We start from the raw sequence: 23,187 nt of genomic DNA, 5'->3' as shown, positions 1-23,187 counted from the left end.
ACTGGCCGAGGGGGACGTCAGGAGGGAGCGGGTTGCACGCTGTTGCGCTTCGGCCGCAGCCGCAGCCGTTGTCGCAGACCGCCGCCGAGGGACGCGTAGGCGACGGCCGCGATGATGATCACGCCCTGGACGGCCGATTCGAGGGCGCCGCTCACGCCGAGCAGGTTCAGCAGCGTGAACAGGGCCTCCAGGGACAGCGCGCCCGCGGCGGCCGCCACGACCGATCCCCGCCCGCCGCCGAGGAGCACGCCGCCGAGCACCACGGCGGTGATCGCGCGGAACTCCAGGCCGTTGCCGACCTGCGCGGAGACGCCGGCGAACCCGCCGAGCAGGATCGCGGCGACCGCGGCGAGCAGCCCGGACAGCACGAACGCGAGCAGCCGGAGCCGGTCGACCTGCCCGCCGGAGAGCCGTACGGCGGATTCGTTGTCGCCGACCGCCACGAGTGCCCGGCCGGTGCCGCTGCGCATGAACAGCGCCGCGGCGACGAGGATCGCCAGCAGGATGAGCACCGACCACGGGAGCGCGCCGAGCACCGGGACGTCGAGGGCGCCACGCCCGAACGTCCGGAACCCGGGCGACAGCGCGCCGCGGGGCGCGCCGTCGGTCCACAGGAAGGTCGCGCCGTCGAGCACGAGGAGCATGCCGAGCGTGACGATGAACGACGGGACCAGCAGCTTCGTCGTGACCAGCCCGTTGACCAGGCCGACGAGCAGGCCGAACCCGAGCACGACGAGGATCACCCACGTCGTGGCGGACTCGTTGCCGTCGATGAGCCGGGCCGCGATGACCACGCCGGCGGTGACCAGGGCGCCCACGGACAGGTCGAACCCGCCCGAGACGATGACGAAGTACTGCCCGATCGCGAGGATCATCAGCGGCGCGGCGCGTTTGAGCAGCGCCAGGTAGCCGGACGGCTCGTCGTAGGCGGGGCCGGCGATCGCGAGGCCGACGAGCAGCAGGAGCAGGACGACGAGCACCGGCGCGGTGCCCTCGGCGAGGCGTGGCCGCCAGGTCATGCCACCCTCCCCCGGGCGCGGTCGGTCATCATGCGGCGGGCGTAGAGCGCGACCGCGGTCACGAGGACGACACCGCGCACCACGTCCTTGAAGAACGGGTCGACCTCGAGGTCGTCGAAGATCGTGTCCAGGGTGGCCAGGATGAGGACGCCGCCGAGGGTGCCCACGACGCCGCCGCGACCGCCGGCGAGCAGCGTCCCGCCGAGGACGACGGCCGCGATCGACTCCAGGTCGTAGCCGGCGTCGGTGCCGACGTACGGGGCGCCGGACCCGAGCCGGCTCGCGAGGTAGATGCCGGTGAGGCCGGCGGCGACCGAACACAGGACGTGCGCGGTGACGACGACGCGTCGGGTCGGCACCCCGGACAGCCGAGCCACCTCGAGGTCGCCGCCCACCGCGTACATGTGGTAGCCGGGTCGGGTGCGCGTGAGGTACCACCAGGCCAGTGCGGCGACGGCCAGCAGGAGCAGCGCCGCGACGGGCACCGGGCCGATCCGGTCGTAGCCGAGGTGCTGGAAGCCGCGCGGGACGGCGCCGGCCGGCCCGGTGTAGGTGTTCTCGAGGTAGCCGCGCAGGATGAGCGCGACGCCGAGCGTGGCGATGAACGCGTTGGCCCGCAGGACGGTGATGACGAGCCCGTTGACCAGGCCGACGCCGGCGGCGACGGCGAGCGCGAGCAGCACGCCGGGCAGCACCATGCCCTCCCGGCCGGCCATGGTCTCGGCGGCGACCAGCGAGGTGAGGCCGATGAGGTACGCCACCGACAGGTCGAGGGACCCGGTGAGGATCACCATCGTCTGGCCCACGGCGACGAGGCCGAGCGCCGTGGCGCGGGTGAGGATGTTGAGGATGCCGGCCTGGTCGAGCAGGACCTCGCCGCGCAGCCCGACGAGCACGCTGCCGACCACGAGCAGGGCGACGAGCGCCAGGTAGACGATGACGACGGGGGTGAGCCGCCGGCGCACCGCCGGCCGGGGGGCGGGCCGCCGGGCCGGTGCGAGCTTCTCCTGCAGGGTGCTCATGCGGCCTCCCCCGACCGGTGGCCCGTGGCGAGCGCCATGACGGCGCTCTCGCTCGCCCCGGCGGGCAGCTCGCCGGCGAGCGCGCCGTCGTGCATGACGAGGATCCGGTCGCTCATGCCGATCAGCTCGGGAAGCTCCGAGGAGATCATCAGCACGGCCACGCCCCGCCGCGCGAGGTCGCGCAGCAGCTCGTGCACGGCCCGTTTGGCGCCGACGTCGATGCCGCGCGTCGGCTCGTCGACGACCAGCACCCGCGGCGCGACCGCCAGCCACTTGGCGAGGACGACCTTCTGCTGGTTGCCCCCGGACAGGAAGCGCACCTCCTGGTGCTCGCCCCGGGCCACGACGGTCACCATCTGAAGCAGCGCCGGCAGGTCCGACCGGGCGCGGGAGCGCGCGCCCCGCAGCGCGGCGCGGCGCACCAGCAGGGCGTTGTCGCGTACGGACTGGCGCAGCGCCAGCCCGTCGCCCTTGCGGTCCTCGGTGACCAGCGCGATCCCGAAGCGGACGGCGGTGCGGGGGCGGGTGACCCGCCGCGGCGTGCCGTCGACCTCCACCGTGCCGCGGGTGAACGGTTCGACCCCGAACACCGCGCGCGCGACCGCCGAACGACCGGAGCCCTGCAACCCGGCCAGCCCCACGATCTCCCCGGCGCGCACGTCGAGGGTCAGGTCGCGTACGCGGGCGTTCCCGGCGCCGCGCAACGCGAGGCGGACCGGCCCGAGGTCGTCGGGGGCCGCCCGGTCCGGGTAGTACTCGCCGAGATCGCGGCCGACCATGTGCCGGACGAGGTCCTCCGGGGTCAGCTCGCCGGTCGGGGCGCAGGTGACGAACCGGCCGTCCTTGAGCACGGTGATCCGGTCGGAGAGGTCGAACACCTCCCGCATGCGGTGCGAGACGTAGAGGATGGCGATGCCGCGCTCGCGCAGCCGGCGCACGAGGTCGTAGAGCAGCTCGACCTCGTGGTCGGCGAGCGCGGCGGTCGGCTCGTCCATGCCGAGCACGCGGGCGTTCGTCGACAGCGCCTTGACGATCTCGACGACCTGCCGCTGGGCGACCGACAGCGAGGAGACGGTGTCGGTGGGGTCGATGCCGTCCTCGCCGAGCCAGTCGAGCAACTCGCGGGTGTCGGCCACCATGCGCCGCCGGTCGACCTGCATCCGCCGGACGGGCTCGCGGCCGAGGTAGACGTTCTCGGCGACGCTGCGGTGCGGCAGCAGCGTGAACTCCTGGTGGATGATCGCGATGCCGGCGCGCTGCGCGTCGGTGGGGCCGGCGAAGGACACCGGGGCCCCGTCGACCTCGATGGTGCCGCCGTCGGGCCGGTGCACGCCGGCCAGCACCTTGAGCAGTGTGGACTTGCCCGCGCCGTTCTCGCCCATCACGGCGTGCACCTCGCCGCCGCGCAGCTCCAGGTCCACCCCGTGCAGCACCGGCACGCCGAGGAACGACTTGGTGATGCCGGTCAGCCGTACCGTCGTCGTGGTGTCGGGCTTCGCGGCGTCGGGCGTGGCGGTGTCGGCCGTCATGCCGGCGCCTCGGGTCGCGCGCCGTCCGCGCGAGCCGTTTGAGGGGATCCGAGCCTACCGGGCGTCACTGCCAGATCGGCCATAGACATGCGTCGACCGTAGCGGCGACTTCTGTCTTGGTCAACGAAAAGTCATGCTGCTATCGCGAATAGTTAGATAGGTGGTGGCAAAAGTCTGGCCTTCCCGGGCGTAATTCACGCCGTTACGGCGATGTGGCGGGATCCCGAGGCGCGGGATACCGCCACATCGCCGACGTGGTGTGGATCAAGCCCGAGCGCGGCGCTTGCCGCGGAAGGGGCTCAGAGGTCGCCGTACGCGCCGACCTGCCGCCCGCCGACCCACGTCTGAAGGACGCCGGTCTGCCACATCGCCCGGCTCGCGGGCAGGTGGAACGGGTCCAGGTCGGTGATGACGAAGTCGGCCCACTTGCCCGGTTCGAGGCTGCCGATGACCCGCTCCTGGTGCCCCGCGTACGCGGCGTCCAGGGTGAACGACCGCAGCGCCTCGACCGGTGTCATGGCCTCCTCGGAGTACCAGCCACCGGCCGGCCGGCCCTCGCGGTCGGTGCGGGTCACGGCGGCGTGCATGCCCTCGAAGGGCAGGGCGGAGGACACCGGGAAGTCCGAGCCGGAGGCGACGACCGTGCCCTGGTCGAGCATCTTGCGCCAGGCGTACGCGCCCTTGATGCGCTCCGGCCCCACCCGGTCCTCGGCCATGTTCATGTCGTCGGTGGCGTGCACCGGCTGCATCGACGCGATGAGGTCCAGCTTCCGGAACCGGGGGATGTCGTCGAGCGCCACGACCTGGGCGTGCTCGACGCGGTGCCGCAGGCCCTGGTCGCCGACCCGGCGGAAGGCCCGTTCGTACGTGTCGAGGACGGCGCGGTTGCCCCGGTCGCCGATGGCGTGGACTGCGGCCTGGTAGCCCCCGCGCAGGATGGCCGTGACGCGCCGGGACAGCTCGTCGAGCTCGATGCGCAGCAGCCCGGTGTTGCCCGGGTCGTCGCTGTACGGCTCGAGCAGCGCCGCGCCCCTGCTGCCCAGCGCACCGTCGACGTAGAGCTTCACGGTGCGTACGCGCAGCATGTCGGCCGCGAACGAGTCGGTGCGGACGTCGGCGCCGATCTCGGCGAACGCGTCCCAGCTCAGGAACGCGTTCACGCGCATGGTCAGGGTGCCCGCGGCGGCCAGTTCGCGCAGGACGACGTAGCCGGCGGCGTCGGTGCCGGCGTCGGAGACGGAGGTGATGCCGACGGCGTTGAGCTTCTCCTGTGCGGTCAGCGCGCGCCGCCGGACGTCCTCCATGGTCGGCGCGGGAAGCTTGGACGAGACGAGCCCCATCGCGTTGTCGATCAGCGTCCCGGTCGGGTTGCCGTCGGCGTCACGGATGATCTGCCCGCCCGCGGGGTCCGGAGTGTCCCGCGTGACGCCGGCGAGAGCCAGCGCGGCGGTGTTGGCCACGCCCGCGTGGCCGTCCACCCGCACCAGCCACACGGGACGGTCGCTCACGACCGCGTCGAGGTCGGCCGCCGTCGGGAACCGCCCCAGCCCCCAGATGACCTGGTTCCATCCCCGGCCGGTGAGCCAGGCCAGGCCGGGGTTGGCCGTGGCGTACGCGGCGAGGGCCGCCTGCGCCTCGGCGAGGGACCGGGTGCCGCTGAGGTCGAGTTCCGAGGCCAGCGCGCCGTAGCTCCAGAGGTGGCCGTGGGCGTCGTGCATGCCGGGAAGGAGGACGCGGCCCCTGCCGTCGACGCGTCGTACGCCCCGACCGGCGTGGGCGTCGAGCCCGGCGACCTTGCCGTTGGAGGCGATAAGGATGCTGGAGAACCGGTGCAACCGGCCCTTGCGGGTGAGCGTGTAGCCGCGGACGTTGTCCACGAGCACCGGCCCTCGGCCCGTGCCGTGCGGCGTGGCGGCCTGGGCGGCGGTGCCGGCGAGGGTCGGGAGCACGGCGGCGCCGACGCCGACGCCGAGCAGCTTCAGGACCTGGGCGCGGGTGAGCATCGGAGCGGCGGGCGGGGTGGCGCAGGCCTCACACACGGGGACTCCTCGGCGATCGTGAGCGGCGTGGTCGTCCACGCGACGGGCGGGCGACGCGGGCCCGGCGAAAGGTGCGTCCCGTCGACGGGCTCCTTACCGGCGACGCTATCAGCGGCCCGAATCAACGGTCAAGATCGATGTAAGGCGCTGGGCCGCCCAGGAGGCCGGACCGGGCGCCGGTCAGCCCGCGATGGCCTTGGCCATGGCTGTCAGATCCTCGCCGAGCGGTCCGAGGCGGCGCAGGGCGGCGAGGTAGCGGGCCCGGTTCCGCTGCCCGATGGCGAGGTCGCACTCCGCGCCGATCTCGTTCGCTCGCGTCAGCAGCGCCTCCCAGGCCGCCTGCCCCTCCGGCTTCGGATGGGTGAAGTACCGACGGGCGGAGGCGACGCGCTCGGTGACCGCCACGCAGCGCGGGCGCATCTCCCTGTCGATGACCGTCCAGTCGGTCAGCACGCGTCCCGAGGACTCGGGGTCGGGGTCGTTGAGCGGCTCGGCCAGCTCCGCCAGGCTCTCGGCGATCCGCACGGTCAGGTCGCTCCCACCGAGGACGAGCCAGGCGTTCACCTGCGCCGCACGCACGGTGGGCGACGTCACGAGGCCGGAAAAGACGGGGCTGAGCTCGCCGGCGGCGCCGCGGGCCGCGGCCTGCGATCGGAGGTGCACGACGGTCGTGGCCGCGGTGACGCCGGTCGCCGCCAGACACAGCCCGATCGCCGCCACGGTGGTCCGCCACGCCGGGCGCCCCGTCACCCGCTGGCCATCGTCGGCCCGCACGCCCGCGGCCGCGCGCCCGGGACGGAAGCGGCGCAGACCCGCGCGCGCCACGACGCCGACGGCGGCCGCGGCGACGCCGAGGAACAGCCCCAGGCCGAGCACGGTGGGTGCCAGCAGCCGGACGAGCCGCTCCCCTTCCGGGAAGTTCGGGTGACAGGACGACCGCAGGATCGCGAGCGGAGGGACACACCCGTCGACGGCGAGCAGCACCCCCGCCGTGGCGAGCCCGGCCAGCCCGGCGGTGGCCGCCACGACGAGGGCGCGCAGCAGCGGAAGGTTCCGGGCGACCGCCGCGGTGACGCCGGCCGCCAACCACATGACCGCGGACACGACGGCCATGACACACATCAGGTACGAGATGAGGTGCGTCTGGCCCCGGCCGTCGACCACCGGGGACCACACCCGCAGCGACACGGTGAGCGCCACGACCACCACCACCGCGCCCAGACCGCCCACGCCTGCCCCGTACAGCATCGGCCGGTCCGGTCCGGCTGCGACCCTCGAACGCCGGAGGCCGGTCAGGAGCGGGAGGAGCCAGAGCGCTCCGGCCGTCCACAGCAGCTCCGGACGGCCGGTCAGCGCGAGCAGAACCGCCAGGCCGGGGGCGAGGTCCCGCAGCGGACCCTCGTAACCCTGGCCGTTCGTGAGGGCCTGCTCGTGCTGCCCGGCCACGGCGTCGGCGAAGAAGCCCAGCATCCCGCCCGCCTCGATGAAGCCCTCGGCCTCCCACCAGTGCCACCACAGCGCGAGGACGAGGCAGCCGATGCCGAATCCCAGCCACGGGGACCACCGCGCCCGCGCCCCGGAGGGCGTGACGGCCGACAGCCGGGCGTACTCGGCCATCCACCAGGTGACCGTGAACGCGGTCAGCGCGTGCAGCAGCAGGAAGGCGGGCTGCTCCGGGAGCAGGTCCCAGACGCTGCCGGCGCGGCCGACCGCCATCTCGCCGAGGACCAGGCCGACGCCGAGCCACCCGCCGGCGCGCAGCCCGGACGGACCGTAGGCGAGCGCGGCGTTCGTCGCCGCCGGCCACAGGAGCAAGCCGGCGATGGACGTGACCAGCACCGCCACGGTCACCGCGACGACCCAGTTCTGCCAGCTCGGCGGGACGTCGAGCACCGACAGCAGCGTCGGAAGGCGACTGGCGGTGATCTCGGCGGTGGCGCCGGTCAGGAAGAACGGCAGTGCCCCGGCCGCGAACAACGCCCCCGGGTCGGCGAGCGACCGTAGCCGCTGCCGCCAGGTCGGGTGGGTGTGCCAGAGCGACGTCGCCCACACCACGAGCCGCCCCACCGGGCGGCCCCGCGTGGGGGGTTGGCCGGCGGCGGCCTCCCAGAGACGGACGTCCGCACCCCACCGTCTCGCCGTCAGGTCGGCGTGGAACTCGCGGGTGCGCAGGATGTCCGCTCGCACGAGGTAGACCAGGACGACGGTGACGGCCAGCATCGCCAGGTGGTGCGCGACGCGGGACTGCTCCCGCGTCGCCATGTAGCTGCCGGCCGTGCCGGGCAGGCTCACGGCGGCGATGTACGCCAGGTCGAGCGGAAGCACGACGCAGAGCAGGATCCGCCACAGGGCCACGGTGGCGTACGTGATGTCGACGTCGCCGTTGCGCAGGTGCGCCAGCTCGTGCAGCACCACGGCGCGGAAGCCCTCCTCGTCGGTGCGCCGGCGGGCGAGGAGACCGCCGTCGAGGCGGACGGTGTACCGGCGGAACCGGCCGAAGACGACCGCCCCGCCGGTCGGGGTGGCGGGGGCGAGAACGAACCGGGGCGGACGGCGCAGGCCGGCGACGGCCACCAACTCGGCGAGGCTCTCGCGCAGCGCCGCGTGCCCCGCCACCTCCTCGACCGGCACCACACGGCTTCGCCGGCCCTTCCACAGCGGCAGGACCCAGTACAGCGCCGCGGCGGCGAGCAGCACGAGGAGCAGCGCGCCCGGCTTCCACCACCACGGCTGCGCCGGGACGAAACGGTCCACGCAGTCGTCGTACGCGGACGCCTGGTGGGCTATCCGGACGACCACGTCGAGATCGCTGAGACCCGGGTCGCCACCGGCGGCCAACCCGCAACCCACGCGCATGCCGTTCGGGTCGGCCCGCGCGTCGAGCACGCTCACGGTGACCGTCGCCGCGACGCCGACGAAGAGGGCCAGCAGGAGGACGAAGCGCGGAAGGGAACCCGCCCGCAGCGCGCGCCGGTAGTCGGGGGACGTGGCCGGCGGGGTGGCCGCCTCGGTCGTGACCGACACCCCGGCGCTACCGCTGGTCGTCGTGCGAGCCGGACGGCGCCGACCCCTCGACGCTGTCCGGGTGGGACCGTGCCGGTCCATCGGCTCTGTCCGAACCGGACGGCATCGGACCGTCGGCCCCGCCCCGGCCGGACGGCGCCGGCTCGTCGGCTCTCCCCCGGCCGGACGGCGCCGGCTCGTCGGTCCTCCCCCGGCCGGACGGCGCCGGCTCGTCGGCCGTGGCCAGCGCCAGCCGGGCCACCACCCGATCCGCCAGCAGGGCCGCCGCCTCCGGCGTGAGGTCGGCCGCCACGCCAAGCTCGCGCACCCGGTCCTGGACGGCACGCAACTGCTCGGCGGTGAGCGCCGGCATCGGTCGGGGCGGCGCCGGGCGGCCGAGTCGGGCGCGCAACCAGCCGCGCAGCCCCGTGCCGGCCTTCGCCATCCCGGCGCCGACGGCGGTGCGGACGACCTCGTCGAGGGCGATCCACACCAGGGCGGTGACGAGGACCGTGGCCTCGCCCAGCCCGAAGCCGAGCAGGTCGCGGGAGCGGCGCGCGCGGGAGAGGCGGCGCACGGCGGTGTCGTCGTCGTGACGCCGGAGCGCGTCGACGAGAACCAGCTCGTCGGGGGCCACCTCACCGACGACGTCCCGCACGGCGTCGCGTACCAGCCGGGGCGCGTCCTCGGCCCGCCCGCTCTCGTGTCGCGTCATCGGCTCCACGCCCGACCCCCGTACCGTCGCCTGCCCGCCGAGGCGATGCTATCGACAAACGCCACGGCGATGCGCCGCCGAAAACGTGCGCCGTGGACGGTGCCGCGGGCGCCGGAGAACCGGCCCCGACGGGCGGTTCCCCTCCGAGGCCGGCCGGCGATCAGCCGGAATCGGCGGAACACCACGCGCAACGTATTGACCGACAGAAATGGTTTTCGTAGGGTGAGGAGCTGGAAAGCGCTTTCCTACTCCCGTCCCCCTTTGAGGAGCGCGTGTATGAGACGCCGCCGCCCGCTACTTCTCGCCCTGCTCACGGCCGTCGCCCTCGTGTTCACGGGCACGCCGGCCACCGCGTCGACCGCCGCCCCGACCTTCCGGGTGCTGGTGTTCTCCAAGGTCACGAACTACTCCCACGACTCCATCCGCGCGGGCGTGGCCGCCGTCCAGCGACTGGGCGGAAAGCACGGCTTCGCCGTCGAGGCGACCACCGACGCGGCCGCGTTCACCGACGCGAACCTGGCCCGCTTCGACGCCCTCGTGTTCAACAACACCAACTCGACTCCGGCCTCCGGCGACCTCCTCGACGCGGCGCAACGGGCCGCCCTGCAGAAGTTCATCCGCGACGGCGGTGGCTGGGTCGGGCTGCACGCGGCGTCGGCGAGCGAGCGCGACTGGGCCTGGTACGAGGGCCTCGTGGGGGCCATCTTCGACAACCACCCGGACTTCTCCGCCACCGGCGGCACCTTCCCGGGCCGGATCAAGGTCCTCGACCACGCCCACCCCTCCACGAAGAACCTGCCGGAGCTGTGGGAACGCAGCGAGGAGTGGTACAACTGGCGGACCAACCCCACGGGCAAGGTGCACACGCTCGCCCAGATCAAGGTCGGCGACGGCATCCCGGGGCTCGACGAGGGCGTCGACCACCCGTACTCGTGGTGCCAGAACTACGACGGCGGCCGCTCCTGGTACACCGCGGGCGGGCACAGCGCCTCGTCGTTCCGGGAGCCCGCGTTCCTCCAGCACCTGCTCGGTGGCATCCGGTGGGCGGCGGGCGCCGTCCCCGGTGACTGCGGCGCCACCAGGACCACCAACTTCGAGCGGATCCCCCTGGTCGACCAGGACCTCTCCGACCCGTTCGAACTGGCGGTGGCGCCGGACCGCCGGGTGTTCTACATCGAGCGCACGGGCGCGCTGAAGGTCATCAACCAGGACACCCTCGCCGTCACCACCCTGCTGGACTTCGACTACACGCCGGAGCAGACCAGCCAGTCCGACGGGCTGCTCGGCATGACGCTGGACCGGCAGTTCGACCGGAACAACTGGATCTACCTGCTCTGGTCCGACCGGGTCGAGAAACGGCTGAACCTGTCCCGGTTCACCGTCGCCGGCGACAGCGTCAGCCTCGACTCCGAGAAGCGCCTGCTCACCATCCCGACGTGGCGCGGTGAGGCCCGCGCCAACTCGCACATGGGCGGCTCGCTGACGATGGACCGGCAGGGCAACCTGTACGCGGCCATCGGCGACAACACCGACCCGTTCGAGTCCAGCGGCTTCACCCCCATCGACGAGCGGCCCGGCCGCCGCGCGTACGACGCGCAGGGCACCGCCGGCAACACCAACGACCTGCGGGGCAAGATCCTGCGGATCAAGCCCCGCGCCGACGGGACGTACGCCATCCCGCCGGGCAACCTGTTCGCCCCGGGCACGCCGAAGACGAAGCCGGAGATCTACGCGATGGGTCTGCGGAACCCGTTCCGCATCACCGTCGACTCGAAGACCCACGCGCTGCTGCTGGCCGACTACGGTCCCGACGCCCGCTCCGCCAACCCGTCGCGCGGCCCGGAGGGCACCGTCGAGTTCAACCGGATCACCCGCGCCGGCAACTACGGTTGGCCGTACTGCATCGGCAACAACACCCCGTTCAACGACTACGACTTCGCCACCTCGACGTCGGGGCCGACGTTCGACTGCGCCGCGCCGGTCAACGACTCCCCCAACAACACGGGCCTGACCAACCTGCCCCCGACCCGGCCGGCCCTGGTCTGGTACGCCTACTCGGCCTCCCCGCAGTTCCCCGAACTCGGCACGGGCGGCGGCGGCCCCATGAGCGGCCCGGTCTACGACTACGACCCGGCCAACAAGCGGCTCACCAAGTTTCCCCAGTACTACGAGGACAAGTGGATCGTCTACGAGCTGACCCGCCGCTGGTTCAAGACGCTGTCGATCCACGAGACCAACCAGACCTACGCGGACCCGCGCTTCGCGCCCACCCAGCCCGGTGACCTGCAGTCCATCAACGGGATCCTCGGCGACATGTCGTGGATCCAGCCGTTCGACGCGGAGTTCGGCCCCGACGGCTCCCTCTACGTCATCGACTTCGGCGAGGGCAGCGGCAGTGGTCGCGGCGGCAGCAACGAGGGCGCCGGCATCTACCGCATCGACTACGTCGCCAACAGCCGTCCCCCGGTGGCCCGGCTCACCGTCGACAAGGACAGCGGGCCCGCGCCGCTGACCGTCGCCTTCTCCAGCGCCGGCTCCGCCGGACCGGACGGCACGGCCATCCAGTACGCGTGGGACTTCGACGGCAACGGCAGCGTCGACTCCACCGACGCCAACCCGACCCACACGTACGCCACGGCAGGCCGCTTCACCGCCCGGCTCACCGTGACCGCCACCAACGGGCAGACCGCCGTGGCCGTACACGAGATCACCGCCGGCAACACGCGTCCCACGGTGACCCTCAGCGTCCCCGACGGCGCGTTCTTCGACTTCGGTGACCGCATCCCGTACACGGTGACGGTCAGCGATCCCGAGGAGGGCGCCATCGACTGCTCCAAGGTGGTCGTGCAGACGCAGCTCGGCCACGACTCGCACACCCATCCGCTGGACAACTACATCGGGTGCAGCGGGGTGGCCATCACCGAGAGCGGCGGCGGTGACGGGCACGGCCCCGGCCAGAACCTCTACACCGTGCTCACCGCCCAGTACACCGACGGCGGGGCGGCCGGCGCGCCGGAGCTGGTCGGTTCGACCCGCGCGGAGCTGCAGACCAGGAGCAAGGAAGCCGAACACTTCGACGGTCAGAGCGGCATCCAGGTCCTCGACCGGCCCACGGCCAGCGCGGGCAAGCGCATCGGTGACATCGACGACGGCGAGTGGATCAGCTTCGGGCCCGTCAACCTCCGCAACATCGACTCGGTCACCTTCGGTGTCGCGTCGGGCAGCACCGGCGGCGACATCGAGCTGCGCGCCGACTCCCCCACCGGTGAGCTGCTCGGCCGGGCCACCATCGGCGGCACGGGCGGCTGGGACAACGTCGTCTCACCGACCGTGGACGTCACCGATCCGGGCCGGACGTGCACGCTCTACCTGGTCTTCGTGAACCCGAACCAGACCGGCGGCACCCCGGACCTCATGGCGCTGGACTGGCTGCGCTTCGACGGCCCCGGCGTGCGGGAACAGACCGACGCCACGGTGTCGGCCACCGCTACGCCCACCACCGGCACCGCGCCGCTGCCGGTGGCGTTCACCGCGACGGCGTCCCCGGCGAGCGGACGCACCATCACCGACCACGTGTGGGACTTCGGGGACAACACGCCGGTCGCGCACGGGGCGGAGGCCGCTCACACGTACGCCCGCAGGGGCACCTACACGGCGCGGCTGACCGTCACCGACAACCTCGGGGCCACGCTGTCCTCGATCGTCGTCGTCACGGTGAGCTGACCTTCCCCGGTGGTGGCGAGGCGAAACCACCGCCCCGCCACCACCGGCCCCCGCTCCACCACCTGTCCACGTCCACCCTGGGAGAGATCATGGAGCTGACCTCCGCCCGCCCGTCCGGCCGCCGGTCGAGACGGACACGTCATCTGCTCGCCGCGTCGCTAGCCGCCGCGCTCCTGCCGCTGGCACCGGCTCCGGCGTCGGCCGCCACCGCCGGCACCGACGCCTGCCCGTGGGGTTACACCACGTCGTCCACGGTCTTCTTCGGGCAGGGACGCGCCGACTCCGGCATACCGAACTACGACCTCGGCGACGGCTGCACGCTCATGGACACGATCTGGGCCGAGGCGCCGTTCCTCGACCACGGCAGCTTCGTTCGTACGGTCAGCGGGATCGTCACCACGCTCAAGCGCGACGGCGTCCTCACCGGCTACGAGAGCCGCACCATCGTCCGGGCTGCGGCACGCTCCTCGGTGGGCGAGCCGCAGCCGACGCCCGGCACCCGCGCGGTGCCCGACGGGCGGATCGGTCTCGTCCTCTACACGGTGCGGGCCACCATGCCCTCCGCGCCGGAGGCCACCCTGGCCGCCCTGGCCGGCTGCGGCTACCGCAACGCGGAACCGTCCGGCGGGGTGGACAACTTCTACGGCAAGACGGCGACGGCGCTGGCGCCGGTGGTGGCCGGCGCGGGCCTGTCGGTGCCGTCCATCGGGATCGGGCTCGGCGACCTGGAGAACAACATCGACGGGGTCATCGCCAACGCCCGCGCGTTCGGCGCCCGGTACGTCCGCATCTCCGGCTCCGGCTCGTGGGGGCTCGACGACTACTCCGAGGTGGCCGCGACCCTCAACACCGCCGGCGCCGAACTCAAGAAGGCGGGCATCACCGTCGCCTACCACAACCACGGCTTCGAGTTCACACCCCAAAACGGCGTACGCGGCTACGACGTGCTGCTGCGCGAGACCGACCCGAACCTGGTGGCGATGGAGCTGGACCTGTACTGGGCCTCCAGCGTGGGCGCGGACCCGGTCGAGCTCATCAAGCAGTACCCGGGCCGGTTCCCGCTGTTCCACGTCAAGGACATGGCCGCCGACGGGTCGTTCGCCGACGTCGGCGAGGGCACCATCGACTTCGCACGGATCTTCGCCTACAGCGCGATGGCGGGCGTGCGGTACTACCTGACCGAGAACGACAGCCCACGCCCGGACGGCGTCTCGTCGGCCTGCGACAGCTACGCCAACCTCCGCGCGCTGCGCTACTGACCGGTCTCGCCGGCCCGCGACACCCGCGGGCCGGCGAGATCCGTCCGCCGACCCTGGCCGTACGACGACGCATGGTCGGCCTGGTCGGTGTCCGGAACGGACACGAAGCCCTCGGTCCACTCGTCCCGATCCAGCGTGTACCGGCTGACGTAGGAAGACGTCCGGTCGGACGTTACGCGTCACGCTCGTCGCCGTAGTGCCGGACGATCCCGCGCCAGAAGGCGACGTGTTCGGTTCCGGGACCGGTGAGGTTTACGTAGAATATTGCCAGACTTATCGTCTTGGATGTAACTTGCCGCCAAGGCCGATTGAGGAGTGGCGATGGTTTGGCGGCGTGGTGCGATCCGGTCCGTTCTTGCGTTGGCTGTGGTGATGGCCGTGGCCGTCCTGAGCGCGCCGACGCCGGCCAGGGCGTGGGGGTACGGCGTCAACCGGGTGCAAACCGCGGCTGAGGACTCGTGGGCACAGACCGGCATGGGCCCCGGGTGGGTGCTGCTCAGCTACAAGGCCAACGGGCCGATGGTGGGCTACCTGTTCGCCCGTGACTTCGTCTTCGCCGACGGCGTCGCCAAGTCCAGCTTCGACCACATGGACATCCGCGACACCGGCGACGCCAGCGCCGGCAACACCGAGGGCATCACCCGGTGGCCCTGGGGCTATGCCGGCGGCAGCTTCGACGGCTGCGCCTACGCCTACGGCACCCGGAAGTTCGCCATCGAGCGCACCGGCTTCAGTTCCTCAAGCTGCGCCGGAGGCCCCAGCGTGGTCGGCTCCAGCAACGCGGACGGGTCTCCCGACCAGCTGCGCTGGTGGCATTCCGAGCGGGTCTTCTGCACCGCCAACGACGTCGACCCACTGTGTAGCCCGTACGGCGTCTGGAGCGAGAACAAGGGTGGTGGGCTCAAGACCACCACTGCCCGCTCGACCTGCCCCGCCTACGGCAACATCGGTGCCGCGGGGGCGTACGGGTCCGGACCGGCGGTTGCGGTCCATCCGCTCGGCGCCGCGCCGGCTGGAGCGCGCATCGACATCCGTTATGTCACCAAGGACCGTCAGTGGATCATGGCGAAGTGGAACGGGAACCGCTTCGTCGCCGGGATCGCGTGGGCCTTCATGCCTCGGTCCTGCGTCGGATAACTCGCTGCGCGGCAGGGCGGGATGGCAGCAGGTGAACAGCAGCCGTAGCCGGTCGTCCGGGGCGGGCTGGGTGCGCCCTCTCACCAGGCGCGGAGTGCGGCAGCCAGCTGCGCCAAGGCGACGTGGGCGGCGTCGAACAGGGCCAGCTTCCGCGGGAAGTTGTGGATGAGCCCCTGGTACCGCGCCGCGGTGACCGGTACGCCGGCCGCCAGCAGCGCGGCCCCGTACCGTTCCCCCTCGGCGGACAGCAGGTCCAGCTCGGCGGTGATGATCACGGCGGGTGGCAGGCCGGTGAGATCGGCCCGCAGCGGGTCCAGGTCCGGCTGGGTGCGGTCCACTGCCGGCGGGGCGAACGCGTCCCAGAAGAACCGCATCTCGTCCCGGTCGAGGCCGTAGTCGTCGAGGGCCGGGTAGTCGGCCGCGGGGTCGACGACCGGGCAGACGAGGAGCTGTCCCGCGAGCCGGATCCCCTCGTCGCGGGCCCGCCGAGCCGTCACGGCCGCGAGGTGCCCTCCCGCAGAGTCACCGGCCACCGCGATCCGGCCCGGGTCGAGGCCGTGCTGCGCCGCGCCGGGCCCGCGCAGCCAGGCGAGCGCGTGCGCCATGTCGTCCAGCGCGGCCGGGTACGGGTGCTCGGGGGCGAGCCGGTAGTCCACGGAGAGCACGGCCCACCCGGACGCGGCCGCCAGTTGCCGGCACAGGCCGTCGTGGGTGTCGACGCTGCCCATCACCCAGCCGCCGCCGTGGGCGTAGAGGACCACCGGCGCGGCGTCGTGATCGCCGTCGCGATAGAGGCGGGCGGGCACACCGCCGGCGTCGACCGCGGTCACCGACCGGATCGCCGGGCCGCTGCCCACCTCGTCCCGGGTCGCCCGGACCATGCTGAGCCGCGCCGCGGGCAGGGTCGCCCGGGTGAGCGGGACGCGCTGCTGGACCTGCATCGCCGCCCGGGCCTGCGGGTGCAGCCGGCTCCGATCCACCCGCCCAGTATCGCCCGCACGGCGAGCGTCCACATGCCCGCTCGGCGGTGCCGGCTCGGCGGAGGGGCGATTACCGTGTGGACGTGGACGAGCTTCTGCCGGCGCTGCCGGAGGACTGGGAGCGCTGCCTCGCGGTGGCCGCGCACCCGGACGACATCGAGTACGGCGCGGCCTCGGCGATCGCCCGCTGGACCGGACAGGGCAAGCAGGTCACCTACCTGCTCGTCACCCGGGGCGAAGCCGGGATCGACGCCATGCACCCGGATCAGGTCGCGCCGTTGCGCGAGGAGGAGGAGCGCGCCGGGGCCCGCGAGGTCGGCGTGGACGTCGTCGAGTTCCTCGACCACCGCGACGGGGTCGTCGAGTACGGTCGTGACCTGCGCCGCGACATCGTACGGTCGATCCGCCGGCACCGGCCGCAGGTCATCGTCTCGGGCGCCTTCACGGTCCGCATGGCGGGAGGACTGACCAACCAGGCCGACCACCGGGCGGTGGGGCTGGCCACGTTGGACGCCGCCCGGGACGCGGGCAACCGGTGGATCTTCCCGGAGCTGGTGGACGAGGGGTTCCCGCCCTGGGGTGGGGTGCGCTATGTCTGCTTCGCGGGCGCCGAGCACCCCACCCACGGAGTGGACGTCACCGGCGAGCCGCTGCAGCGCGGCATCGCCTCGCTGGCCGCGCACGCCGAGTACACCAGGGGGCTGGGCATGGACGGCCCCGAACCGGGGCCGTTCCTCACGTGGGCCGCCCGCCAGGGCGGACCGGCGCTCGGCGTGGAGGCGGCGGTCCTGTTCGACGTGCACGCCCTGACCTTCGAGGGCCCACCACCCTGGCTCTGAGCCAGGTCGAAACCCGCTGCGCCTGGGACTACCCGCAGGGGCGGTGCCGGCCGCGAACCGCCGGTCCACGTCGCGAGTCGACCGCACGCTCGCCGCCGCCATCGGGGCAGCCGCCAGCAGGGGCGGGTCGTCATCTGTGATCAAGGCCGCCGCCAAACGGATCGAGCATCCGCGAAACCGAGTCTCCTGCTGTGCACAGCACGATAATTTCGCGATATGGGCATCACCGGGGGGATAGCATGCTTCTTTTTGATCGTCGTCCTTGTGGCGATCATCGTGTTCTGGCTGGTGCGTTACGGGTTCAGCCCGAGGCAACCACCACCGCCACCACCGGACGATGCCACGCCGCCGCAGCACCCGCGCGACCATCACTGACGGGCGACCGACCGGTCGTGGCGCGCCAGGTCAGGAAACGGGCCGATGGGGCAGCGCGAGCGCGAGGACGGCGGCGACCAGGAAGCGCGGCCGGGTCAAGCCCCACGGACCACACCCGCCTGGTCGACACCGGCTCGACGCCTCGCTGAGCGTGGAGACCCCATGCGCCGTCCCAGGGACGCGCCCAGCGCGCTCCCGTGAGCGATGTCCCCCGCGAGGGCGGGCAAGGGCCGGGGCGTCCGGGCACACAACCGGGCGTCTGCTCGGTCAGCCGCTGCCCGGTTGCCTGTTCACGCCGGGGCGAGCTCAAGCGGCACGCCGTTCTCCCGTACGTTGCGTAGCACGAGGTCGTCCACGTACTCCACCACGTCGGGCTGGCTGGTCGTGCCGAAGTCGACGTCGGTGAGGGTCACTCCGTGGATGTGCGCATCCGGATAGCCGCGGAGGTTGAGCGCCCGGCCGGCCGAGCGCACCGTGAGGTCCCGGACGTCGATGTCGCCGACGAACGGGTTGAACCCGTAGCCGGGGCCCTCCTCGTAGTAGAAGTTGATGTCGATCACCGCGCCGGCGACCTCGCCGATGCGGATGTCGCGGGCGTGGAAGCCGGTGATGAACCCGCCGCGAACCGAGTTCGTCTTGAACCGCAGTGCGATGTCCAGGTTGGGGCTGGACATCTCGCAGTCGTCGACGAAGACGTTGCGGACGCCGCCGGACATCTCGCTGCCGATGGTCACGCCGCCGTGGCCGTCGCGCATCAGGCACCCTTCGACGAGGATGTCCTCGCTGGGCACGGCGACCCGGCGCCCGTCGGCGTTGCGCCCGGACTTGATCGCGATGCAGTCGTCCCCGGTGTCGAAGGTGCAGTCCCGGATGACGACCAGCCGGCTGGACTCCGGGTCGCAGCCGTCGTTGTTCGGGCCGTGCGAGTCGACCGTGACGCCCTGGACGAGGACGTTCGTCGACAGTGTCGGGTGGATCTCCCACATCGGGGAGCGGACGATCGTGACGCCCTCGATGAGCACGTTGCGGCACCGGTACGGCTCGATGAACGACGACCGCAGGTAGTCACCCTCACCGAAGACCCGCTGAGCGACCGGCACCCCCTGTTCGGCCATCGCGAACAGCCGAGCCCGGGCGTCGTCCTGCTTGGGGTCGCCGGGCTTCCAGCCGTACTCCGGCTTGCCCTTCCACGGCCACCAGTGCGCGTTGTCCGCCTGGCCGTCCAGCACCCCGGCGCCGGTGACGCCGATGTTCTCCTGGCCGTAGGCGTAGATCAGCGGCGAGTAGTTGTAGAGCTCGACGCCCTCGAACCGGGTCAGCACGGCGGGTAGGTAGTCGGCCGGGTTCTGGCTGAACAGCACCACGGCGTCGGAGGTGACGTGCAGGTCGACGTTGCTGAGCAGGTGGATGGGGCCGGTCACGAAGCGGCCGGCCGGCACCAGCACGTGGCCGCCCCCGGCGGCGTGGCAGGCCGCGACGGCCCGCCGGATGGCCGCCGTGCAGTCGGTGGCGCCGTCACCCACCGCACCGTACCGCGTGACGTTGAACCAGCGGTCCGGGAAGTGCGGGCGCCGCACCTTGGCGCTGATGTACCGGGCCCGGGCCCAGGGGTTGCCGCCAGGCGTCGGAGCGGCCTGCGCGGCGGGGCTGCCGATCATCGGCGTCAGGGCGGCGGCGGTCCCCGTCGCCGCCGCCCAGCGGAGAACGTTGCGCCTGCTGTGTTCCGTGGTCATTGCACTCTCCCGAGCGTCGGCTGGCACAGGATCCGTACGGGGGGCCGGTCCCGCCGGGGCGGGACCGGCCGTTGCTCAGTGCGAGAAGGTGACGATCTGCGCCGTGCCTGGCGCCACGGTCACCGTGGCCGACCGGTGGTCGACCGGAACGGCGACCGCCTGCGGCGTGCCGCTGGCGACGCCCGTGGGCGCCACGGTCTGGTTACCCAGAGAGATCCGACCGGCGTCCAGCGAGGCGAGCCCCTCCGGCGCCGCGCTGCGCAGCGTCACCTGGCTCCCGGTGCGGTATGCGGCGGGCAGGTTCAGCGTCACCGCGTCCTGCGTGCTCTCCGCCCGGGCCGGGTCCTGGACGTTGATGAGCACCACGGTCAGCGCCCCGCCCTTCCCCTTGACGGCGTAGGCGCGGAGCTTGTCCAGGTGCTCGTCGGCGACGTCGAGGTCGACGAACCGGCCCTGCGGCACCTGCCGGAACGCCCAGATGCCGTAGTAGAGCGGGTTCGCGGAGAGCTCGTCCGCGTCGAGTGCCGCCTGGTCGGCGGCGCAGAACGCGCCGTAGTACCGGTAGGAGATCGGGTAGTCGGCGGAGTCACGCGGCTTGAAGTCGCCGCAGACGCCGGTGGTGTTGGTGTGGAACTGCAACCGGTCGACGCCGCTCTGCGCCGCCTGGAGCAGGTAGTCCAGCGACCACAGTGCGGTCGCGTACGAGTTGCTGACCTCCGGCATGCCGCTGCACGAGGCGCTGTTCGACTCGTTGACGGTCACCGGGACCGTGCCGCCCAGCTGGTCGTCCACCGCCATGATGCCGGCCAGCTTGCTGCGGGTGTTGGTGTACGTGAGCGGGGACATCAGCTGCTCGATGGTCACCCGGGACGAGCCGCAGTGGCTCCACGGATACCAGTGCGAGGCCAGCTCGGCCAGCACCTGCTTCGGCTCGGTGGAGGTGTCGGCGAGCGCGGCGGAGACGAACCCCTCCAGCCGCGAGTTGGTCTTCGCGGTGTTCGCCGACGGACCGATCACCTTCAGGTTCGCGTGCGGGAGCGCCTGGTCGATGGCGGCCCGGTACTGCTTCGCCGTCTCCCACAGCTCCGCTTCGGTGAGGGTGGTGACGTTGTCGTACTCGTTGCCCAGCTCGACCCCGAGCAGGTCGTCGCCCAGGGTTTCGTGCGCGGCCTTCACTTCCGCGACCACCTGTTCCAGGCTGACGTCGGGCGACGGGTCCCGGGTCGGGTTTTTGATCTTGGACGGGTCGATGACCGTCTTGAGCGGCGCGCCGAGCGTCACCTTCCAGCCCGTGGCGTCGAGCAGCTCCTTGAGGTGGTCCAGGTCGCTCTGGTCGACCGTGCCGCCGATCGCCTCGGGCGGGGCCGGGATGTCGGTCCACTCGCCGAACGCGGGCCACACCAGGTCCATCGAGTAGCCCCCGAGCCGGATGACGCCCTGAGGGCCGAGCGTCCGCAGCCGCTCGGCCATCCGTTCCCGGGTCAGGTAGCCGTGGGCGAAGTCCGCCGACTCGACCGAGAAGCCCTGGAACTCGCCGCTGAGCACGGCGTTGCGTCCGTCCACGGTGGCGGTGAGGGTGAGGCTCGTCGCGGCGGCGGTGTCGGCCGTGGCGGGCAGGGCACCGGCCGCCACGAGCCCGGTCGCCAGCGCGCCGGCGAGCAGTGACCGGCACAGGAAGCGGGGCCGTACGCGATCGGATGTCGTGGCGCGCGGCGACCGTTTTTTCACGTTGTTGTGCGGATTCATCGACTCTCCTTGCGGTGGTGGCCGGTCTGCCGCGTCACGGGGCCAGACCAGATCCAGCGAGCTCAGGCGCCCGGAAGCTGGTGCCGCCCGCGTTGGGCGAGGTAGAGGTCCTCGACGGACGGTGCCGACCCAAGGTCGGCGAGCAGTGATTCCAGGTCGCCGGAGAAGTCGCGGGGCAGGCCGCTGCGGGTGTCCTCGACGCCCTGCACGCCGACCGTCACGCTCCGTGGTGCTACGTCGGCGATCGTGATCGCGTACGGCCGGCCGTTGGTGATGCGCACGTTCCAGTGCGCCATCCGCGCGCCGAACAGCGGGCCGGACGCGGCGGATCCGCCCACCCGCCCGTTGTTCTCCAGCGTGATGTCGGTCCGGACGTTCTCGAACGGCAGCGCCCGGTGGGTGTCGAACGTGCCTTCCGCCATGCGCCCGCCGCGGTAGACGTTGCCGGCCGAGAGTCCCTCCACGTTGAGGCCGTGGTGGATCGCGTCGGAGGGAACCGGAACGGTGAACGGTTCGATCTCGAAGTCCTCCACCAGGTTGTCGTTCGACTGCATCCGACAGGCGAAGCTGTGGTGGGCGGCCCGCCCGCCGACGGTCACCCCGGTGATGGTGACCGCCTTTGCGGTGGTGAGCCCGAACCCGAGGTCGCAGTTCTCCACGCGGACGTCCCGCGCCCAGCAGTCGTGGACCGCCTGGAAGCACACCCCGTTCGAGCCCGGGTGCCGGTTGTGCGCGGTTTGCGGGACGAGTTCGTTCCGGACGGTGAGGTGCTCGACGCCGGCGTCGTGGACGGTGGGGCCGATCGCGCGAAGCCGGGCCGGCCAGCCGGGCCGGAGGTCGTACTTGAGGGGCTGCGCCAGACGGACCGTCCGGTCGCCGAGCACCGCCGCCACCCGCACCGGCCACTGCAGGGTCGCGTACTGCACGTACTGCCCGCCGGAGCCGGTGACGAGTTGCGGCGCGGAGCGCGGCCAGTCGTAGTCCCGGGTGCCGGGCACGTCACCGGCGAGGTGGCGGAGCAGGCTCGCGTCCGACGGGTTCTGGCACTCGAGCACGACCATGTCGCCGGGGGTCAGCCGGCCGGTGCCGGAGACCACCAGGGTCCGCTGGCCGCGGGAGGCGCTGCCGACCTCGGCGAGCACGTCACCGAGCAGCCACCCCTCGGTGCCCGCGTAATCCTCGGCCTCGGAGCGGGCACGCCGCTCGGGCGCGACGAACCAGATCTGGCCCCCGGTCCACGACCAGCGGCTGTTGCCGTTGGACTGGCGGTTCGGCCGGTATCCGTCGTCGAGGGTGCGCGTGCAGTGAAGCACGGTGGCGTCCCGGCCGGCCCCGCGCAGCACCACCCCCGACCAGTGCATCCAGACCGGCCCGGAGAGCGTCCAGGTCCCGGGCGGCACCAGCACCACTCCCCCGCCGTGCTCGCCGGCGTGGCGGACGGCCGCGTTGAACGCCGCGGTGCAGTCCGTTCCGTCCGGCCGGGCGCCGAAGTCGGTGACCTTCGTGGTGACCGGAGGCCGCGGCGGCCGCTGGCCGAGCCGGTATCCGGCGGTCGAGACGTCCGGCAGCAGCGGGTGGCTGCTCGGCGCCTCCCGCCACTGGCGCAGGAGTTCCGCGGCGGCGTCGCCGGGCGGGGCGTGGTCATCCGGCACCGCCGCCCGCGCGGGGTCGGCGACGCCGGCGAGCGTCGTGGCGGCGGTGGCGGCGGCCCCCAGACCGAACAGCCCGCGTCGGGTGATGGCGGGATCCGTCATCGGCGCCATGGCCTCTCCTCCGAACCTCGTCGGGGACCGCGCGGACCTGAAATCGTTTGCGGTCCGACGTTCACGACACCAAACAGTTGGCCACTGGTCAATGCGTCACGAGCCTGAAACTTGTTTCAGAATCGATCTTCGTCCTCGGCGATCGCTGTCGGGCGGGTGAGTGAAGCGCCCGGTGAGCCGCGAACCGGCTGGACCACGATGGCGTCTGAAACTTGTTTCATCCCCTCGGGCGCATTGACGAGCGCCCCCGCCGTTTGTTGCCATCAGGTGACCGCAAACGGTTTCAGAATGCTGCGGCGCCCGGC

At 72.5% G+C, this 23,187-nt stretch carries 14 protein-coding genes; 4 read left to right on the top strand and 10 right to left on the bottom strand.

Translation table 11 applies throughout. The features are described 5' to 3' along the window. Positions 1-17 precede the first annotated feature (17 nt). From ACSNOA_RS15305 to ACSNOA_RS15280, 6 genes are all read right to left on the bottom strand, one after another. Positions 18-1,019 (bottom strand): ABC transporter permease, encoded by a 1,002-nt coding sequence (locus ACSNOA_RS15305; RefSeq protein WP_436658962.1) that lies wholly within the window; start codon positions 1,017-1,019, stop codon positions 18-20. Beyond that, entirely contained in the window at positions 1,016-2,041 is a 1,026-nt protein-coding gene (locus tag ACSNOA_RS15300) for an ABC transporter permease (RefSeq protein WP_436658960.1), read from the bottom strand. The genes ACSNOA_RS15305 and ACSNOA_RS15300 overlap by 4 nt, the downstream gene beginning before the upstream one ends. After that, a complete protein-coding gene (locus ACSNOA_RS15295) occupies positions 2,038-3,570 on the bottom strand; it encodes a sugar ABC transporter ATP-binding protein (RefSeq protein WP_436658958.1) in 1,533 nt (510 codons plus the stop codon). The genes ACSNOA_RS15300 and ACSNOA_RS15295 overlap by 4 nt, the downstream gene beginning before the upstream one ends. A 299-nt stretch (positions 3,571-3,869) precedes the next feature. Then, entirely contained in the window at positions 3,870-5,609 is a 1,740-nt protein-coding gene (locus tag ACSNOA_RS15290; RefSeq protein ID WP_436658956.1) for an amidohydrolase, read from the bottom strand. Between the two features lie 180 nt (positions 5,610-5,789). Further along, positions 5,790-8,633 carry a M48 family metalloprotease gene (locus tag ACSNOA_RS15285; protein WP_436658955.1) on the bottom strand — a complete coding sequence of 948 codons (2,844 nt, stop codon included), beginning with the start codon at positions 8,631-8,633 and terminating at the stop codon, positions 5,790-5,792. A 7-nt stretch (positions 8,634-8,640) separates the two neighbouring features. Continuing rightward, positions 8,641-9,327, bottom strand: a complete 687-nt coding sequence (locus ACSNOA_RS15280; protein WP_436658954.1) for a hypothetical protein — start codon at positions 9,325-9,327, stop codon at positions 8,641-8,643. Between the two features lie 276 nt (positions 9,328-9,603). Here ACSNOA_RS15280 and ACSNOA_RS15275 point away from each other — a divergent pair, with 276 nt between their 5' ends. The 3 genes from ACSNOA_RS15275 to ACSNOA_RS15265 all read left to right on the top strand — a co-directional run bounded on the left by ACSNOA_RS15275 (position 9,604) and on the right by ACSNOA_RS15265 (position 15,446). After that, positions 9,604-13,050 (top strand): ThuA domain-containing protein, encoded by a 3,447-nt coding sequence (locus ACSNOA_RS15275; protein ID WP_436658952.1) that lies wholly within the window; start codon positions 9,604-9,606, stop codon positions 13,048-13,050. 89 nt (positions 13,051-13,139) lie between these two features. Continuing rightward, positions 13,140-14,309 carry a sugar phosphate isomerase/epimerase family protein gene (locus ACSNOA_RS15270; protein WP_436658950.1) on the top strand — a complete coding sequence of 390 codons (1,170 nt, stop codon included), beginning with the start codon at positions 13,140-13,142 and terminating at the stop codon, positions 14,307-14,309. 378 nt (positions 14,310-14,687) lie between these two features. Then, complete coding sequence (locus ACSNOA_RS15265) at positions 14,688-15,446, top strand: hypothetical protein (protein WP_436658948.1); 759 nt, start codon at positions 14,688-14,690, stop codon at positions 15,444-15,446. An 80-nt stretch (positions 15,447-15,526) separates the two neighbouring features. Here ACSNOA_RS15265 and ACSNOA_RS15260 read toward each other — a convergent pair whose 3' ends face one another. Further along, positions 15,527-16,426: an alpha/beta hydrolase gene (locus ACSNOA_RS15260; RefSeq protein WP_436658946.1), complete on the bottom strand. Its 900-nt coding sequence runs from the start codon at positions 16,424-16,426 to the stop codon at positions 15,527-15,529. An 83-nt stretch (positions 16,427-16,509) separates the two neighbouring features. Here ACSNOA_RS15260 and ACSNOA_RS15255 point away from each other — a divergent pair, with 83 nt between their 5' ends. After that, entirely contained in the window at positions 16,510-17,265 is a 756-nt protein-coding gene (locus ACSNOA_RS15255; RefSeq protein WP_436658945.1) for a PIG-L deacetylase family protein, read from the top strand. Between the two features lie 665 nt (positions 17,266-17,930). Here ACSNOA_RS15255 and ACSNOA_RS15250 read toward each other — a convergent pair. The 3 genes from ACSNOA_RS15250 to ACSNOA_RS15240 all read right to left on the bottom strand — a co-directional run bounded on the left by ACSNOA_RS15250 (position 17,931) and on the right by ACSNOA_RS15240 (position 22,882). Then, complete coding sequence (locus ACSNOA_RS15250) at positions 17,931-19,373, bottom strand: glycoside hydrolase family 28 protein (RefSeq protein WP_436658944.1); 1,443 nt, start codon at positions 19,371-19,373, stop codon at positions 17,931-17,933. Positions 19,374-19,448: 75 nt separating this feature from the next. After that, complete coding sequence (locus tag ACSNOA_RS15245) at positions 19,449-21,119, bottom strand: glycosyl hydrolase family 79 C-terminal domain-containing protein (RefSeq protein WP_436658942.1); 1,671 nt, start codon at positions 21,117-21,119, stop codon at positions 19,449-19,451. Positions 21,120-21,181: 62 nt separating this feature from the next. Next, positions 21,182-22,882, bottom strand: coding sequence for a glycosyl hydrolase family 28-related protein (locus tag ACSNOA_RS15240; protein WP_436658940.1), 1,701 nt, complete (start codon positions 22,880-22,882; stop codon positions 21,182-21,184). Between the last annotated feature and the right edge of the window lie 305 nt (positions 22,883-23,187).

The organism is Micromonospora sp. URMC 103, from assembly GCF_051386435.1.
Lineage (GTDB): Bacteria > Actinomycetota > Actinomycetes > Mycobacteriales > Micromonosporaceae > Micromonospora.
The sequence above is the reverse complement of the archived record's forward strand: the minus strand, read 5'-3'. Positions and strand labels throughout refer to the sequence as shown.